Source organism: Bacillus sp. PK6-16 (assembly GCF_056530295.1).
Map to the genome: position 1 here is coordinate 4,753,268 of NZ_CP096511.1, position 17,743 is coordinate 4,771,010.

At 33.8% G+C, this 17,743-nt stretch carries 9 protein-coding genes and 1 pseudogene; 1 reads left to right on the forward strand and 9 read right to left on the reverse strand.

Going from position 1 to position 17,743, the window contains the following annotated elements; translation table 11 throughout:
• Window positions 1-36 precede the first annotated feature (36 nt).
• The 4 genes and pseudogenes from M1D66_RS24415 to colA all read right to left on the reverse strand — a co-directional run.
• Window positions 37-1,023 (reverse strand): annotated as a pseudogene (locus M1D66_RS24415) (cache domain-containing protein); the annotation flags it as partial.
• Window positions 1,024-1,272: 249 nt separating this feature from the next.
• On the reverse strand, window positions 1,273-2,847 hold the full coding sequence (locus M1D66_RS24420; RefSeq protein WP_000155019.1) for a flotillin family protein: 1,575 nt from the start codon (window positions 2,845-2,847) through the stop codon (window positions 1,273-1,275).
• 12 nt (window positions 2,848-2,859) lie between these two features.
• The gene (locus M1D66_RS24425) at window positions 2,860-3,408 is read right to left on the reverse strand and encodes an NfeD family protein (RefSeq protein ID WP_000242441.1); all 549 of its coding nucleotides are present in this window, start codon (window positions 3,406-3,408) and stop codon (window positions 2,860-2,862) included.
• A gap of 247 nt (window positions 3,409-3,655) precedes the next feature.
• Window positions 3,656-6,553 carry a collagenase ColA gene (colA, locus tag M1D66_RS24430; RefSeq protein ID WP_242554877.1) on the reverse strand — a complete coding sequence of 966 codons (2,898 nt, stop codon included), beginning with the start codon at window positions 6,551-6,553 and terminating at the stop codon, window positions 3,656-3,658.
• 246 nt (window positions 6,554-6,799) lie between these two features.
• On the opposite strand from colA, the gene opuD reads away from it, so the two are divergent.
• On the forward strand, window positions 6,800-8,350 hold the full coding sequence (gene opuD, locus M1D66_RS24435; protein ID WP_000591573.1) for a glycine betaine transporter OpuD: 1,551 nt from the start codon (window positions 6,800-6,802) through the stop codon (window positions 8,348-8,350).
• Between the two features lie 129 nt (window positions 8,351-8,479).
• Here the strand turns inward: opuD and M1D66_RS24440 are convergent, their stop codons facing one another.
• The 5 genes from M1D66_RS24440 to M1D66_RS24460 all read right to left on the reverse strand — a co-directional run bounded on the left by M1D66_RS24440 (window position 8,480) and on the right by M1D66_RS24460 (window position 17,536).
• Window positions 8,480-9,346, reverse strand: coding sequence for a GNAT family N-acetyltransferase (locus tag M1D66_RS24440; RefSeq protein WP_144596995.1), 867 nt, complete (start codon window positions 9,344-9,346; stop codon window positions 8,480-8,482).
• A 156-nt stretch (window positions 9,347-9,502) separates the two neighbouring features.
• A complete protein-coding gene (locus M1D66_RS24445) occupies window positions 9,503-12,247 on the reverse strand; it encodes an NEAT domain-containing protein (protein WP_242554878.1) in 2,745 nt (914 codons plus the stop codon).
• A gap of 171 nt (window positions 12,248-12,418) precedes the next feature.
• Window positions 12,419-13,630: an IS110 family RNA-guided transposase gene (locus tag M1D66_RS24450; RefSeq protein WP_242554879.1), complete on the reverse strand. Its 1,212-nt coding sequence runs from the start codon at window positions 13,628-13,630 to the stop codon at window positions 12,419-12,421.
• Between the two features lie 381 nt (window positions 13,631-14,011).
• Entirely contained in the window at window positions 14,012-15,187 is a 1,176-nt protein-coding gene (gene yhbH, locus M1D66_RS24455; protein WP_000503519.1) for a sporulation protein YhbH, read from the reverse strand.
• A gap of 453 nt (window positions 15,188-15,640) precedes the next feature.
• Entirely contained in the window at window positions 15,641-17,536 is a 1,896-nt protein-coding gene (locus M1D66_RS24460; protein ID WP_000353273.1) for a PrkA family serine protein kinase, read from the reverse strand.
• Window positions 17,537-17,743: the final 207 nt, after the last annotated feature.

Genomic DNA, 17,743 nt, shown 5'->3' on the forward strand with positions numbered 1-17,743 from the left:
AAAACTTTCTCCTAGCTGTCCAATTTCATCTTTAGAATGAACTGTAATTGATTCTGTTAAATCACCTTCACTAATCTTCTTCGATGATATGACAAGTTGTTTTAACGGTTTAATAATAGACGCAATTATGAAGTAAATTACAATCCCACCGATTATTAGTGAAATTCCAAGAACAGTTACTGTTTTATAGAAAATAGGTTCAGCCGCTTCAATAATTTCTTTGGAAGGCATAATTCCTGCTATTTTCCACCCAGTTTTCTTATTCGTTTTAAAAGTGATATTGCGATCTTCACCATCTAATGAATAATGAAAATCCCCAGCTTCCTGTTTATACAATTCTTTACTAAGTTTCTCTTCTAATTTCTCTCCTGGCTTCATTTTCGGGTGCGCTACTACATTTTTATCTTGATCAAATATCGCTACATATCCTTCCTTACCGATATTAACCATCTTGGAAGTAGTAACAATATTATTAATGATTAAGTCAATCCCAAGAACTCCACTTTTATCCTCGTTTTGTTTTGCTAGTGTAATAACAATATTCCCTGTCGTTTTTGACTTATATGGAGCAGTTACAATTACCTCTCCACTTTTCTTCACGGCCTCTTTATACCAATCTCTTTCTGTAGGATTATATCCATCTGGCATCTGAATAGCTGGTGATTGAATGAACTGTCCATTACTAGATCCTGTATAGATTGCTTCCATTTCTGGATGCAGTTTATTGTATTCTTCTAGTTTATTTTGTATGTTTTGAATTTGATCTGCTTGGTAACTTGATTGTGTGAATAATTTCGTAAAATAAGTTGCATCTACTTTTTTACTATCCAATTCTTTATTAATTACATTATCCAAAATTTTTATATTATCTTTCGCCGAGTTTAAAATCGTTTCATTAAAATTCGTCTTCGCCTGTTGATAAGACGTCCAACCAATTACAATACTTGGAAGAACTAAAATAATAATAAATGATACAAGTAACTTTGTTTTTAAACTACTACTCCTTAATTTCCCTTGAAACATACTTCTACCCCTCCATACCGTTTTAAATGTAATTAATTAACATTTAATCTTTCTATAAAAATAATACGATTTAAATGTATCGATGAGACTCTCTATCTTTTTCTACATCATAAAGAATTGATACATATCTTTTTCATTCTATATAAATTAAATAATTAAAACAATATATAAAAATGTATATTATTCGAAATATTATAATTCACAGAAGAACCTCTAGTATTTCACTTACTAGAGGTTCTTTCCACCTTATTATTCTTTATCTTTTTCTACTTCTTTTTTCTCATCTTCTACTACAGATACAACAGGTTTATCACTTGATAATTGTTGTACTGCTCCTTTTCCTGCAAATCCTTCTAATAGCTCTTTTAAGTCAATTCCAGAAGAAGCCTTTAACGTTTCTTGCATCGTTGCCATTAAGTCAGTCGCATAGCCCGCAACTTTTCCGGCCCCGCTATTTTTACCACCGCCGCCTGTATCGACAACTGTGATTTTATCAATATTACTAAGCGGACTTGCAACTTCCTTCGCATAACTTGGAAGCATTTTAAGTACCATATCCATAATTGCCGCTTGGCCATATAACTCAAATGCCTCTGCAATTTTTTGTTTCGCTTCTGCTTCTGCTAAACCTTTTAACCTAATAACATCGGCTTCTGCCGTACCTTGTGCTTTTTGTACTTCCGCTTTTGCTTGACCTTGCGCTTTTTCGATTTCCGCCTTCGCTAAACCTTCCACACGTACTTCTTCCGCACGCGCTCTCGCTTCAGCCTCAATCTTATATTGATCCGCATCTGCCTTTTTAATTTGTTTTACTTTTTCTGCTTCCGCTGATTGCTCAACAGCATAGCGATCTGCATCTGCTTTTTTCTTTACTTCTGCATCGTATTGCTTTTCACGACGCGCAATCTCTTTTTCTTCTAATTCAATTTGTTTCTCACGCTCAATGATTTTAACGCGCATTTGCTCTTCTGTAACACCTTGTTGCGCTTTCGCTTGTTGTAATTCGTAAGAAAGATCCGCATCTGCACGAGCTTGTTCTTGCTCTCTCTTATAAGATTGTACTTTTAATTCTTTATGTTTTTCAGCTTCAGCGATTTGGGCATCACGTTGGTATTCAGCTTCTTTCGCTTCTTTCTCAGCACGAGCTTTTTCAATACGAGCTTCCTTTTCACGCTCTGCATTTGCAATTGTTGCATCACGCTTAACCGTCGCAATTTGTGGCTGACCAAGTGCATCTAAGTAACCGTTCTTATCCATGATTTCTTTAATTGTAAAGGAAACGATGCGAAGACCCATTTTCTTTAAATCTGTAGAAGCTACTTCATGCACTTTTTGCGCAAATTGCTCTCTATTACTATACGCATCTTCTACTGTCATAGAGGATAAAATCGCACGTAAATGACCTTCTAAAACCTCTTTTGCTTCTACCTTTAACTCTTCTGTTTCTTTTCCTAAATATTGCTCAGCTGCTGTAGATACTTCTTCAATTGTAGAACCTACTTTAATAATAGAAACACCATTTACTGTAACTGGAACACCTTGCTTCGTATACGTATCACGTGTACCCACTTCTAACTTGTAATTTAGTAGGCTTAAAGGTTCTGCTCTTTGCATGATTGGCACTACGAATGTACCGCCACCGCGAATAATCTTAATCTTCTTTCCATCATCAGTGGTAACTACATTTTTCCCACCACCAAGCCAATTCCCTGTAACAATTAACGCTTCATCTGGTCCAACTGTTCGATACTTCGTAATGAATACTAAAATGAGTAGAATTAAAATTGCGAGTAAAACTCCACCAATAATTAATGGAATCGTCATGTAAATTCCCCCTTATAATTTTGGTTTTTTTAAAGAATAAGCGATGTTTTGTACAAGCAAAACACCATCTTGGACTCCCTCGATAATAACTTCAGTTCCTTGTGAAATATCTTTTTTCCCAATTGTTTTAGCTGGAATTGCATTACTTCCAAATTGGGAGGAGATTAATACTTCACCAAATCCTTCTGTAGGAATTGTCGTAATGACTTCTCCCTTGCAACCAATGAATTCATCCATACGTTGCACAGTATTTTGTTCAGCCTCTGCAATCGGCTTTAAAATTAATATTTTCATTATGAATACACCAATAAAGGATATAGCAAATGCAGCCACGAAAATAAGAATACTATTAAAGGAAAATAAATATTCTCCTATATAACTAAGTCCACATAACATAGCGAAAAAACTAAGTAATAAAGTAACAACGGATACCGATCCGCCTCCAAAACTAAATATGGATTCAAATATATCCCCAAAAAAGATATAAATCACAGTGAGTATAGTAGCAATAATAAATCCATATAAATAAATTGTCTCAAGTGGATAACCAAACAAAACCATTTCTTATCCCCCTCTCTTAAACAATCCCTTTTTTGTTATGTGTATGCCCCACCTCTTTCAAAGATTATTGTTCTTAATTTTCAGTTATTTATTCTTTAAAGAAAAGCCTGTAAGACAGGCCACCTAAAAAAGAACAGGAGAAGCCTATTGTGACAGGCTCCTCCTAGTAAATAACCGATATATTATATATCTATATAATATACTATTTTCCACAAAAAGTAAAGTTAAACATACATTGGAAAAGCACTTATTTTACTGATAATTCGTATGTTCCATCACCATTATCATATTTATATACATACAAGTAATACTTACCTGGTTTTGCATTAAAATTTGCCTCTATATGATTTCCATTTGCTTGACCGTAAGCAGCATAATTTTGCATATCTGATTCATGGTGAAGTACCCACGTCATCCCAATTCCATACTCATTTAAAACGGAAATATCGATATCTTTCGCTGATGCTACATTAAATGTATAAACATCAGTGTGATCCCCGCCGATAAGGCTACCTTTTATCGTATTGTTTAGCCCAATACGATTCGCTTCCTCTGGACGATTATTTGGTTCTAATTCTGTTAAACTTCCATCTTTAACCGTAACCGTTGTGTCGCTTCTGCTCTCTCTCCCTTTATCATCTTTTACTATTAACGCTACTTTATATGAACCTTCTCTTTCATATACATGCACTGGATTTACTTCTGCACTTGTGCTTCCATCTCCAAAGTCCCATAAATAAGAAACGATTTTTCCATCTTCATCTTTTGAGCCATCACTTTTAAATTGAATACCTTCTTTTACAAGTCCATTATAAGGGCCGTTTATATTAATCGTTGGAGCTTTATTTTCTCCTTCATCTTTTGCGATACCATGGAAGACTATATCATATTCAAATTGATTTGAGCTATTTACACGGTAATTGACGAAGTATGCTGTAACAGTTTTGTAGCCACTCCATTCTTTTTGCGCCAATTGTTCTAAAGATTCATTTACTCTTTTACTCATTGCTTTCCAATCTTCTGATTCACCTTTTGTGACACTACCTGTATACGTACCTTCTAATGTAAATGTATTAAAGAATTGAGAATTATGTTTTGTCATTTTTGTATCTTTCATAGGCAACGTATCACTAATTTCTTTTTTCACTTCAGTTAACGATTTCGGTGCATGTTCAGCTAAATAATCATCTGCTACTTCCGGTACATTATATTTATCTTGATTATCAATTAACTGCTGCATATACTCTTGATACTCTTTATTTAACTTAGGATCTTTACTTAGATTTTCACGATATGCATCATAATTTTTCACGTCATTCGCACGAATCAAATCTTGAATTTTATCAAATGTTTCAAACTGATGCGTATATAAGTAAGACTGCAATGCGAACGAGTAATTATAGAAATCCCAAGAACCGTATTTAGCAAATAGTGTACGCTCTGCTGTATAACGGCTTGCAGGATCAGATGATAATCCGCTAATTATACTCTTTCTTGGTACAACGTTATTCGTACGAGTAGATCCTGCGAAAAACTCTGCATTTCCTTCTTGGAACCAAGTTAGCCTTTCATTTTGATACATATCTCCTCTTCCAAATAAACCAGGAACTTCATATCTCCCTTGCAGATAATGAGTAAATTCATGACGGAATAACTCTTCTAAACTATAAATACTTTGCTCTGGTGTACGCTCATATGTAAAGAATGTACCTGTCTCTTCAATATAAATTCCACCGTTGTTTGTTTCATATCCATACAATTGTCTATTTAACTGATATTCATCTGGACTATTATAAATTACGATCGTTAATACATCATCCGCATTTCCTGGCTCTAACGCTTTGTCATTTCCAATTACACGGTGATACTGTGCCTTTACTTCCTTCGCAGCCCAATATAGTCTCTTAATTTTTTCTTCTGATACTTTATCTCCTGTTTTGAACACAATTGATCCATCGTCGAATGTATACGTTTTTGGTAGGTATTGCTCTTTTCCTTCTTTACGTATTTTCTCTAAATCTACTGTATTCCCGCTATAATTTTTACCATTATAATTTGTTGTAATTTGTTCTACCGCAACAAAATACGGTTCACTTAAGCGCGGGTACATATGCATTGCTTGTGTAACAACCTCTAATCCTTTATTTGGATTGCTATGAAACTTCCCTAAACGGCTAGCAAAATAAATGCCATTATTAACGAGCCATTTATTTTCTGGCGTTACTTCATTTAGAAGAGCAATACGATTTATTTCATTAATAAACCCATCTACTTTTCCATACCACATCGTTTCATTCGCTTCTTTACGAGCCTCAGTTAAGTACGACTGCATATCATAGTCAATACCTTGCATAATATCGTATATTGCTTGTCCCTTCATTCGATCATTTACATAAGTAGTATAATTATCATTGTATTGCTTTAAAATATTCGATGCATATTGAACCGTTTCAACATCGCTTGAAGCATTACTAATTAATTTACCGTACGCAGATACGACTGTATCTTGTTCAACTGTACCAAGCTTAAAGTTTGGATTTTTTGCGATTGCTTTTAAAGCAGGTAAACATTTATCCTGGAAGCTTCTTTCATTTAAGTCGCTTAATTCACTATTATAAAATGCAAGATAAAAAGCTGAACGCAGCACTTCAGTAAACGTTTGAATTCCTTTTGAATCATCTTTCGTAAATGTACTACCTCTATGAGCTAATTCATCTATAATGACTTGCATTTTTCCTTTATCTTTATAAAAAGCCTTTGCATCTTCATTAAACTGGAATAAGTCTGTAATTTGGTGCCATTTAATACTGCCTAACGTTTCAACTAATTCTTGGTCATTCATTTTGTTTAAATCAGCCATTGAATAGCTTTCTTTAACCTGCTTTACTGCAGTTTTCTTCGTAATAGATGCTGGTCGCTGTGAAAAATCTCCTACTTTTAAACGTTCTTGAAATGATAAAGTTTCATCAACTTTTGAAATATGTCCAACTTCATCTACCGACTTTTCAATTCCAACCGGTTTCGTTTTTAACACGTTATACGGTACTTTTTCTTCCGCTGCTGCATGAGTTTGAAGTGCGCCTAGCGATAAAGCCATTGTACTAATGCTAAGCATCACTTTATTGATCTTTGATTTCTTGTTCATATCCTTGCCCCCTATTTTAATATTCCATTCAAGAATTTAACATAAAATCTGGATGTAACAATATAAAATGCAATATTTCATATTATTTCTTCCTATAATTTGTACATATCGTGAACGCATTGCTCTTTACCTCTCTAAAACAAATTGCATCCTTTCACATTATAAAAAGGGAATTTTTTGACAATTAAAAACTTAATTGTTATGATTATTATAATTGTTAACTTTATTAAATAAGGGTGGGATTCTATGATAAAAAAAGAAAACAGTGTATTTTATATCTCCTTCTTGCTAACAACATTATTCATTATATGGGGAATTACCCCAGCAAGTTGGATACAAGGCTACGATTTACAAAGTGTTACATCTTCTTTAAACTCATTTATCCTCAATAAATTTGGATGGTTTTACTCTCTACTTATGACTACAATGATTATTTTGGCTGCTTATTTAGCATTTTCCAAGTACGGTTCTATTCGTCTTGGTAAAGATGGAGAAAAGCCAAAATATAATTATCCATCTTGGCTATCCATGTTGTTTGGGGCAGGAATGGGAATTGGACTCCTCTTTTATGGAATCGCTGAACCGATTTCACATTTTACAGATCCGTTAACAGGAAAAGCAGGTACAGAAGAAAGCGCCAAACTCGCTATGCAATATTCATTTTTCCACTGGGGACTCTTTCCGTGGTCACTATACGCAATGGTCGCTTTAACAATTGCATATTTCACATTCCGCAAACAAAAAGGTAGCACTATCGGGGCTACAGTTACTCCATTATTTAATCGATCGAAAAATTCTCGTATTGGAAAAACAGTTGATATTCTAGCTGTTTTAGCCACAGTATTTGGCATTGTACCATCTGTTGGGATTGGTGCTCAACAAATTGCTGGAGGATTAAGCTATTTATTCCCTTCCATTCATAACACTTTACTTACTCAGCTCGTACTTATAGCTATATTCGCTGTTTTATATTTAACAAGTGCACAAACTGGCTTAGATCGTGGGATTAAATATTTGAGCAACTTGAATTTCTCTCTTGCAGGCATTTTACTCATCTCTTTTTTACTTTTAGGACCAACTGTATTTATTATGAAATATTTCACATCTACACTCGGTTCTTATATCGGCGCTTTACCTAGTATGGGATTAAATTTAGGAGCATTTAGTGAAAAATCTTCTTCTTGGATTGAAAACTGGACTATTTTCTATTGGGGGTGGTGGATCTCTTGGTCTCCATTCGTCGGCACATTTATCGCACGTATTTCTAAAGGACGCACAATAAAAGAATTTATTTTTGGAGTTGTATTAGTCCCAACTCTTATCTGTACATTTTGGTTTGCAGTATTTGGTGGTACCGCAATTCATATGGAAATGTTCCAATCGCTTGGAATAGCTGATGAAATTGCAAAAAATGGTACAGAGATTGGATTATTTGCTGTTATTTCACATCTACCATTCTCTACATTTTTAACGATTATCGGGTTAATTTTAGTAGCCACATTTTTCGTTACTTCTGCCGATTCAGCAACATTTGTTGTTTCAATGCAAACGAGTAACGGAAGCTTATCACCGAAAAATAGTTTAAAACTTATATGGGGATTAACAATCGCGATAATTGCCGCTATTTTATTACAAGCTGGAGGATTAAATGCACTACAAATCGCAGCTATAATTGCTGCGCTACCATTTTCTATTGTAGTCGTTCTTATGGTCACTTCTCTTTTTAAAGAGCTAAAAAAAGAAGATGTTAATTCGCAAACGAAAGAAATCCCGAAAAAAATAAAAAAGGTTATGTAACGATTATCACCTCTTATACAAGAAGAATTCGGCCCTCAAATTAGTCCTGAATCTGTTATTACCGAGGGCGGCAAAGTAAATGAAATAAAACCCATTCGTATGAAATATAATCTTCATACGAATGGGTTTTTACTCTATTATATAGTGTTGTAAACATGCCTTCTCCTCAAACCCTACTTTCTTGTACAACTCCATCGCACGATCATTATTCGTATTCAAACATAGTTCTATCTCTTTCATCTCTTGGAAGGAGAAAATATACTGAATTGCCCCTTGTAATAAATGCTCTCCGACACCTTTTCTTCTACTATTTTCAGCGGTTGCAATAAATTCGATATTCGCTTCTTGAAACTCCGGATTTACTTCAACATATACGTAACCCTCTAATTTACCATTCTTCATACTTACAAATAATTTATTCGTATCACTTAAATGTTCGATAATTTCATTTCCTTGATAATATGCATTAGGAAAAGTATGATTGTGTAAAGAGATAAACTGCTCGAATACTTTTGGTAAAGCCTCTTCTACATTGCATATACTACGTTCTTCCACAATATTATGACTTAAACTGAAAATACTATGTTGATCTTGTTCTTTTGCATATAAATTCTTCATTAAACGGGCACAATTATTATTTTCTACATGATAAAAACCATAAAATTTTTCAATATGAAAAGGCCCCTTTTCTATAAGTTCCTTCCACATATGTAAAGCAACTTCTTCCCAATTCTCTGCTTTAATAAACGGCCCCAAAATTTCTGCACATCTCTTTACTTCATCCACATCAAACCCTAATACGCCAATTATTTTATTGTCCTCATAAGTAACAACGAAAGATTTCTCCCAGCCTATATCAGAAAAATCATGAAGAATCGTATGTAACACCTCCTTTTTCTCATCTCCGCAATAACCAACATGATGAATAGCATCTTTATTCATATTCGCAATAAATGATGCTACGTCTTCAACTTTTGAAATTGAACTAACATACATAATCTCTCCTCCTTCTCTAATATATTCACACCTTTTCCATTTATCTCCTTCTAAAAAAGACATCACCATAAGCATATTTCAAAATGAAATCGCCATGATAATGTCTTCTCAAAAACTCATATAATCATCTTACGTTATAATAAGATGAAACGTTTTTTATTTCTTAAATAATCTCTTTCTAAATACAAGCATACTCATCGCTGAAAGAACTAACGCTATGCCTGAAAGTAATATTGATGTATTCTCTTGTCCACCTGTTGCTCCTAATGCTTTCTTATTTTCTTCTTGCTTATTAACAGCTGGTTTATTTTCTTTCACAACTTGATTATTCACGTTTTGTTCTTGGACTACTGCTGATTGATTTACCGCGTCTTTTGAACCTTCAATTTCTTTTCCTGTTTCTTTTACCTTCGCTTTCGATCCTTCAACTCCTGTTGTTGGCTCTTTTACTTCTTCTTTCTCTTCTTCAACTTCTTTTGTTGGCTCTTTTACTTCTTCTTTCTCTTCTTCAACTTCTTTTGTTGGCTCTTTTACTTCTTCTTTCTCTTCTTCAACTTCTTTTGTTGGCTCTTTTACTTCTTCTTTCGGTATTAATTTTTCTACTATATTCTGCATGACAATGCCACTATATAATATGCCAGTCTCATAATGATCTGCATCTAAATCAAATTCATATATTTTTTCCCCTAGAGTACTCCAAATAATTCCCTCATCAGTAAGTGTTCCACCTTCACTCTTTAGTGTAATCTTTTCAATTGGCTCTCCTTCTAAATCATATACAGGAATTATCACTTCTTTATTTATTTCTGCATCATCCAAAATGACTTTTTGCCTTCTAACATCAATTGTTCCCCACTGACCTAATTGTATTAACGGCCTTACATCACGAATCTCATTCCCAGCTAGATTTAAGCTAAATAAGTTTAGCATGGAACCAATAACCGTTACACCTTTAATATGATTGTCCGCAAGATTTAACCACTGTAAATTTTCCAATGAAGATAGTGGTGTTATATCTTCAATTTGATTATGAGATACATTCACATTATTCAATTGTTTCAAGTTTGAGATGAACTCAATATTTTTCAGGCCTACTCCTTCTAAAGTGAGGTTTTCTAAGTTCGTCATGTACTCTAAACCTGTTATATTTTTTATCTCATTTCCTTTTTCTTTAAGTATCTCTAGTTTTTTAATCTGTAATAAATCTTCTTTTGTGATAGGAGCATTTACATTCTCTCTACCTAAATTCTCTTTATTAATATGTTGTTGTAAAGTTTTATCGAGAATTACATTTTCCTTTTGTTCATTATCCTCTTTTATTGTTTCCTTGATTTCGTCTAATCTTTCAACAACATTTTGAATTACTGTTCCATTAAACTTAATACGATTCTCTTCTGGCTTTATATCCAACGTAAATTCGTATGTTTTTTCACCAGTAGTCCCCCATTTAACAGAACCATTATTAACTATCCCATCTTCACTCTTCAATTGAATAGTATCAAGTGGCTCTCCTTGTAAATTATAGATAGGTATTTTAACTTCCTTATCTTTTTCTACATTATCTAAAAAGATTTTTTGTCTTTGAATATCGATATATATTCTTTTTCCTAGCTCTTGAACAGGTCTAACATCACAAATTTCATTTGAACCTAGCTTTAAATCATATAAGTCTGTTAAGTGACTAAGTGGCGTTATATCTGAAATATAGTTTTCTTCTAAATTAAGTGATTGTACAGTAGATAATCTTGATAAAGGTTCGATGTTTTCTAATTCATTTTTAGCAAGATCTAACTCTACTAATTTTTTCATTGATGTAATATGTTCAATATTCGTAAGTCCATTGTTACTTAAAGATAAGTTTTTTACATTTTTCAATTGCTCAATTCCAGCAAGGTTATCATTACTAATTTGATTATTTGCTACAGTCAAAGTCCTTAAAGATTTCACTGTAAATAATGGTTTAATATCTTTTATATAATTACTATTTAAATCTAGCATTTTAATCTTCTTCATTTGGCTTAATGGGCTTAAATCTGAGATTTTATTGTTTCTCAAAGTTAAAAACTCAATATGCTCTAACTTAGCCAAAGGCCCAATATCTTCAAGTTCACCATAGGTTATACTTAATGATTTCAATTGTCTCAAGTCCGAGATAAATTTTATATTTTTTAACTTAACTTCTTCCAACGTTAAGTTTTCTAAGTTCGTCATATATTCTAGACCACTTACGTCTTTTATTCCTTTACTTTTAGCTTCAACGACTATTAAGGATTTAACTTTTAATAAATCTTCCTTAGTTATTGGAGTATCTAGATTCTCTCTATTCAAGTTATATTTATTAATATGCCTTTGTAATTGCTTATCTACTATTACATTCGCATCTTGTTGATCCACTTTATCCTCTTTATTTTCCTTTTGTGCTTCTGGAACATCTTTATCTAAATTCAATGTATTTACTTCAAACTGTACTTGGTACTTATTGTCATAGGCCATTGTTGGAATATAAATATGCATTCGCATATTATACCTTTTTCCTAATTCCCCTACTTCAAACTGAATCACTTTCGTTCCATTTTTCTTTTTGTCTTCTGATATTACTTTCACATCATGAAACACACCTGGAGTATGAATATCCTCTGTTTTCAAGTATTGAAAGAAATCACTATCACTTAATGTTGCTGTTACAATTTTCTTTCCATTCTCAATTGTTAATTTCGGATCCTTTATATAAACAGCTGCCATAGACTCTTCATTCGTTTTATCTTTATACGCTTTAATAACAGCGTCATATGTACCATCTTCTAAACCTTGTCCAGTTTTATTCGCCTCAATTGCTACTGCCGCTAAAGCAGGTGTTGAATACACAGCAAACGGAAGTGATAACGCCGCCGCTATAATCATTGCATTTATACGTTTTCTTTTCTTACGATTAGTCAATCTGTATTTTTAAATTTTTAATACATTGGTTATTACAAAATATAAGTATTCATTTGCGGGCATACTAAATATCCCCACTATGAATTCGTTTTTTTAGTAGGGGTAGGATGTGGTAGAATGAATGAAACTATGATGTTAGGCCGTTAACCGATAATCATAGTGTATATTGTGTGTAATAAGGTGAAGGAGAAGCTTCAATAACTTATTTACACATGCAATGGACGCAACTTTATGACACTTGTTATAGGGTTGCGTTTTTAATTTATCGTAATACTCTACAAGGTGATTGCGACCGTACCGCCGTATTTTAATCATGTTTTGAATAATAAGGTACAGTAATTTACGTAAATGCTTATTTCCGCGTTTATTAATTTTATCTTTATAAAAGGTTTTGCCTGATTGAAAGCGACGTATATCGATACCGGCATATGCATTTAATTGTTTATTGTTTTCGAAACGTGTCATATCGCCTATTTCAGCCATTAAACGTACCGCTGTATTGGGGCCAATTCCAGGGATACTTAGAATGATACGATATTCTGGGCGTTGTTCGGCCATATCTACCATTTTGTTAATACAGCACTGCTTTTGGTGAAGAAGTTCTTGATAGCGTTTTGCATATGCTTTGAGCTGATCACATAGTACATCTTCTTGAGAAACAGCTGGGTAAGAATGTTTGGCTAATTCAAGAATTTGAAGAGCTTTTTTCTCGGCTAGCGTAGTTGATATTTTCTTATTGGTGTTAGCACGAATACGATTTTTTATAACCGTTTTAGAGAGAGGTACTACGTAATCTGGATGAGGAAATAGTTGAACAAAGTTTAAAAATAAATCAGATTTACTCGTAAACATTTTTTCTAATTCTGGAAATGTTAGTTGGATTACTTTATGCATACGGCCACGAAGAATAGATAACTCTCCATCCAGTTCGCTGTAAAATCTCGAAAGAGATCGTAATTGAAGGTACACATTATCGGTTTTATGGGATACCCTTCGGGTAACTGTAAAGTGGGTAAGAGCTAACCGATGTGCATCACTTCGGTCCGTTTTATGGATTCGTAAGGAATCGCATTGTAGTTTTGCTTCTAAGGGATTTAATAAACAATAGCTGTACTGATTATTTTGCATGAAGCGTTCTAGCTGTCTAGAATAAATACCTGTGGCTTCAAATACGATGGCAGGTGGTTCACCTGTTTCGTTTGTAAGCTTAAGAATCTTTTCCTGTAGTTCTTCAAATGCAGGTTTAGAATGTTTCAATTCCTGTTCAAAAATGCATTGTTTGTGCGCATTATAAATAACCATATAACTTTTACCCATACTGATGTCAAACGCGATTACATGTTTCATAAAGTTCCTCCTTATATGGAATGGAAGTCTTCGGCTTACACTTATCGATTCCCATTTCTTATACACGATCTCAAGGATCTACACACTAAAAATTGATTCAAATAAGGTAAGCGAAGAAAGCCAGTTTATTTTACGGATTCTAAATCCTAAAGAAACCTCGGCCCTTTCTTCACTTCTACTATATAAAAAAATAGTAGTGCGAACCAATGCCTTGGTCTGCACTACTAATCTTAGTATGTTTATTTTGTTTCAACTTTACATCTCCTCCGAAATATATAATTCGAAATGTAATCATTTCTCGAATAAATGATAATGATTTTCATTATCATTGTCAACTGAAAAAATAAAAAGTTTACAAAAAAAGAACCTCTTTAAAAGAGGTTATGCCATTTTCTCACCTGATTCTTCTCTAAAAAAGCTTTTCATCGCATGAAATACGTCTGCTTTTTGCTTTAAAATATAATATCTGAAATTATCATCTTTAATATTTTTATAGGCTGACATGAGTGTACTATGGCGGTTATACTGGTTCACTTCCCCATACCCAAACATATTACACTTCTTCATTAGCTCTTCAACAAGCTTTACACATCTAGCATTATCTGATGTTAAATTATCACCATCTGAAAAATGGAATGGATAAATATTATAGCGGTCTGGTGAATATTTATTATCGATAAGTTCTAATGCTTTTTTATATACGGAGGAACATATTGTTCCGCCACTTTCTCCTTTTGAGAAAAATTCTTCTTCTGTAACGACTTTCGCTTCTGTATGATGAGCAATAAATTCAATATCAACTGTTTCATACTTTGTGCGTAAAAATCTTGTCATCCAGAAAAAGAAGCTACGTGCCATATATTTCTCCCATATTCCCATCGATCCACTCGTATCCATCATCGCTAATACAACAGCTTTTGAATCTGGCTTTAATACTTCATTCCAAGTGCGGAACTTTAAGTCTTCTTGATGAATTGGATGAAAAGATGCTTTACCACTCATTGCATTTCGTTTATATGCGGATATCATTGTTCGTTTCTTATCGATATTTCCCCATAATCCTGTTTTTCTAATGTCATTAAATTCAACATGTTCAATCCGGTTTTCATCCATTTCTTTTCTCTTTAAATTAGGCAGTTCTAACTCTCTGAAAAACGCTTGCTCTAATTCTAAAATAGAGACTTCAGCTTCATAGTAATCTTCCCCAGCTGCATCTCCTGCTCCTTGCCCTTTTCCTGGCCCTTTTTGTTTTTGACCACCTGATCCATCTCTCGCAACGACATCACCAACTTTGCTGTCACCGTTTCCTTGCCCAACATGTTTATTTTTATCATAATTGTATCTAATCTTATATTCATCTAGAGAACGAATTGGTATTTTTACAACATCCTTGCCATTAGACATAACTATACTTTCTTCTGTTACAAGATCGGGTAAATTATTCTTAATTGCCTCTTGTACTTTTTCTTGATGGCGCTGTTGGTCGTCATATCCTTTGCGATGGAGGGACCAGTTTTCCTGTGAAATCGTATAATTTGGTTGATTTTCTTCGCCCATTCCTTTCCCTCCTTACTGTAATTGTCTTCCTGTATGAACAGCAATCTATAAATTTTGTTCTGTAATATGCAAGCTAGAATATTTGAAAGGTAACTGCCCACAGAAAATCATCCCATAAACATTTATAACGTTTTTCATACAATACCCCGAGCATCCTAAACAAAATTTTGCCACTCACATAAATAGAAAGAAATATTCAGCCACTGATAAGAAAGAAACACAATGCATTGTTGCACACATTTTTACTTTGCAACATATTGTATTGTGTTGGCTTTTTTCGTATGAATGGTTGGTTACTCTATCATATGCATATTGTAAAAATAATTGACAATAAATTCATAAAATTGCATCTTAATTTATTACATTTGGACAAGGTATGACACTTTATACACATATGAACGGATAATAAAACGCTGTCCCGCAAAATACAAGAGACAGCGTTTTGTTATCAAACTATCTGTTTAACAAGCTACCTACATAGCGTAGTAATTCATTTGCTGAAGAAGAATTATAACCATGCTCATCAATTAAACGCGCAACAACATCATTGATTTTCTTAAGCTGATTTTCGTCCGGCGTTTTCGTTGATGTTGTAATTTTCACTATATCTTTTAAATCAGCAAATAGTTTTTTCTGAATCGCTTCACGAAGACGTTCATGTGAATTATAATCAAAGCGTTTTCCTTTACGGGCATAAGCAGAAATGCGAATTAAAATCTCTTCACGGAACGCTTTCTTAGCATTTTCTGAAATTCCAATTTGCTCTTCAATTGAGCGCATTAATTTTTCATCTGGACTCATTTCTTCTCCTGTTAACGGATCACGTAATTTCGATTTATTGCAGTACGCCTCAACGTTATCTAAGTAATTATCCATAAGCGTCTTAGCTGATTCTTCATATGAATAAACAAACGCTTTTTGTACTTCTTTCTTCGCGATTTCATCGTATTCTTTTCTCGCTAATGAGATGAAGTTCATGTAACGTTCACGGTCTTCATTACTAATGGATGGATGCTGATCTAGCCCATCTTTTAAAGATCTAAGTACATCTAACGCGTTAATAGATGGTACCTCTTTTCGAATGATTGTAGACGAAATTCGGTTAATGACATAACGAGGATCAATACCCTTCATACCTTCATCTTGATATTCGCGTTGTAATTCTTCTACATCAATCGCATTATAACCTTCTACCGTTTCTCCATCATACAAACGCATCTTTTTAATTAAATCAATATCCGGACGCTTCGGATCTTTTAAACGAGTTAAAATAGTGAACATTGCTGCAACGCGAAGTGTATGTGGTGCAATGTGAACATTCGATACATCACTTTCACGAATCATTTTTTCATAAATATGTTCTTCTTCACTTACTCGTAAATTATAAGGAACTGGCATTACAATAATTCTTGAGTGCAATGCTTCATTTTTCTTATTTGCTATAAATGAGCGATACTCTGTTTCATTCGTATGCGCTACAATTAATTCATCTGCTGAAATAAGCGCAAATCTTCCCGCTTTGAAATTCCCTTCTTGTGTAAGCGATAATAAGTGCCATAAAAACTTCTCATCGCATTTTAACATCTCTTGGAACTCCATCATTCCTCGGTTTGCCTTATTTAATTCTCCATCAAATCGATACGCACGCGGATCTGATTCTGAACCATATTCTGCAATCGTAGAAAAGTCCAGACTACCTGTTAAATCTGCAATATCCTGTGATTTTGGATCAGACGGGCTAAATGTACCAATCCCTGTACGGCGATCTTCAGAGAAGAAAATACGCTCTACAACTACATCCTCAATTCTTGATCCGTATTCTTGCTCTAAACGCATGACATTTAGTGGTGATAAATTCCCTTCAATTCTAACCCCATACTCATCAAAGAAATCATCTCGTAAATGATGTGGAATTAAATGCAGTGGATCCTCGTGCATTGGGCATCCTTTAATTGCAAAAATTGCTCCGCGATCTGTTCTTGAATATGTTTCTAATCCTCGTTTCAACATTGTAACTAACGTTGATTTCCCTCCACTAACAGGACCCATTAATAATAAAATTCTTTTTCTAACATCTAATCGTTTTGCAGATGGATGAAAATATTCCTCTACAAGACGTTCTAGAGCATCCTCTAATCCAAAGAGCTGATTACTAAAGAAGTTATACTTTCTTCTACCATCAACTTCTTCAATTCCAGCGTCTTTTATCATATTGTAAATGCGAGAGTGTGCTGTTTGAGCCACCCATGGTCTTTCTTTCACAAGCTCCAAATACTCCGCAAACGTACCTTCCCATTGTAAACGTTCTTCTGCTGCTCGATGCTGTTCAATCTTTTTTAGAATATCCATTATAGCTCCTCCCCCATCTCCTTGTTCAATCGGATTATTATAAAAGGTATGCTAGGATGTCCTTAAACATTCTTTAAATCAAAACGAAATATATAATAGCACGCTAAAATTCTCTCCAAAATTCAAAGAAAATTCTGTATAATATAGGTATTAACGTTTTTACACTGCTATTCATTATAAATAAATTCTTTTCTTCTAAGAACCTTA

Bases quoted from the DNA above. Each gene is read 5' to 3' on its own strand.
- colA (WP_242554877.1), bottom strand. From the start codon at position 6,553: ATGAACAAGAAATCAAAGATCAATAAAGTGATGCTTAGCATTAGTACA.
- M1D66_RS24420 (WP_000155019.1), bottom strand. From the start codon at position 2,847: ATGACGATTCCATTAATTATTGGTGGAGTTTTACTCGCAATTTTAATT.
- M1D66_RS24445 (WP_242554878.1), bottom strand. From the start codon at position 12,247: ATGATTATAGCGGCGGCGTTATCACTTCCGTTTGCTGTGTATTCAACA.
- opuD (WP_000591573.1), top strand. From the start codon at position 6,800: ATGATAAAAAAAGAAAACAGTGTATTTTATATCTCCTTCTTGCTAACA.
- M1D66_RS24460 (WP_000353273.1), bottom strand. From the start codon at position 17,536: ATGGATATTCTAAAAAAGATTGAACAGCATCGAGCAGCAGAAGAACGT.
- M1D66_RS24450 (WP_242554879.1), bottom strand. From the start codon at position 13,630: ATGAAACATGTAATCGCGTTTGACATCAGTATGGGTAAAAGTTATATG.
- yhbH (WP_000503519.1), bottom strand. From the start codon at position 15,187: ATGGGCGAAGAAAATCAACCAAATTATACGATTTCACAGGAAAACTGG.
- M1D66_RS24440 (WP_144596995.1), bottom strand. From the start codon at position 9,346: ATGTATGTTAGTTCAATTTCAAAAGTTGAAGACGTAGCATCATTTATT.
- M1D66_RS24425 (WP_000242441.1), bottom strand. From the start codon at position 3,408: ATGGTTTTGTTTGGTTATCCACTTGAGACAATTTATTTATATGGATTT.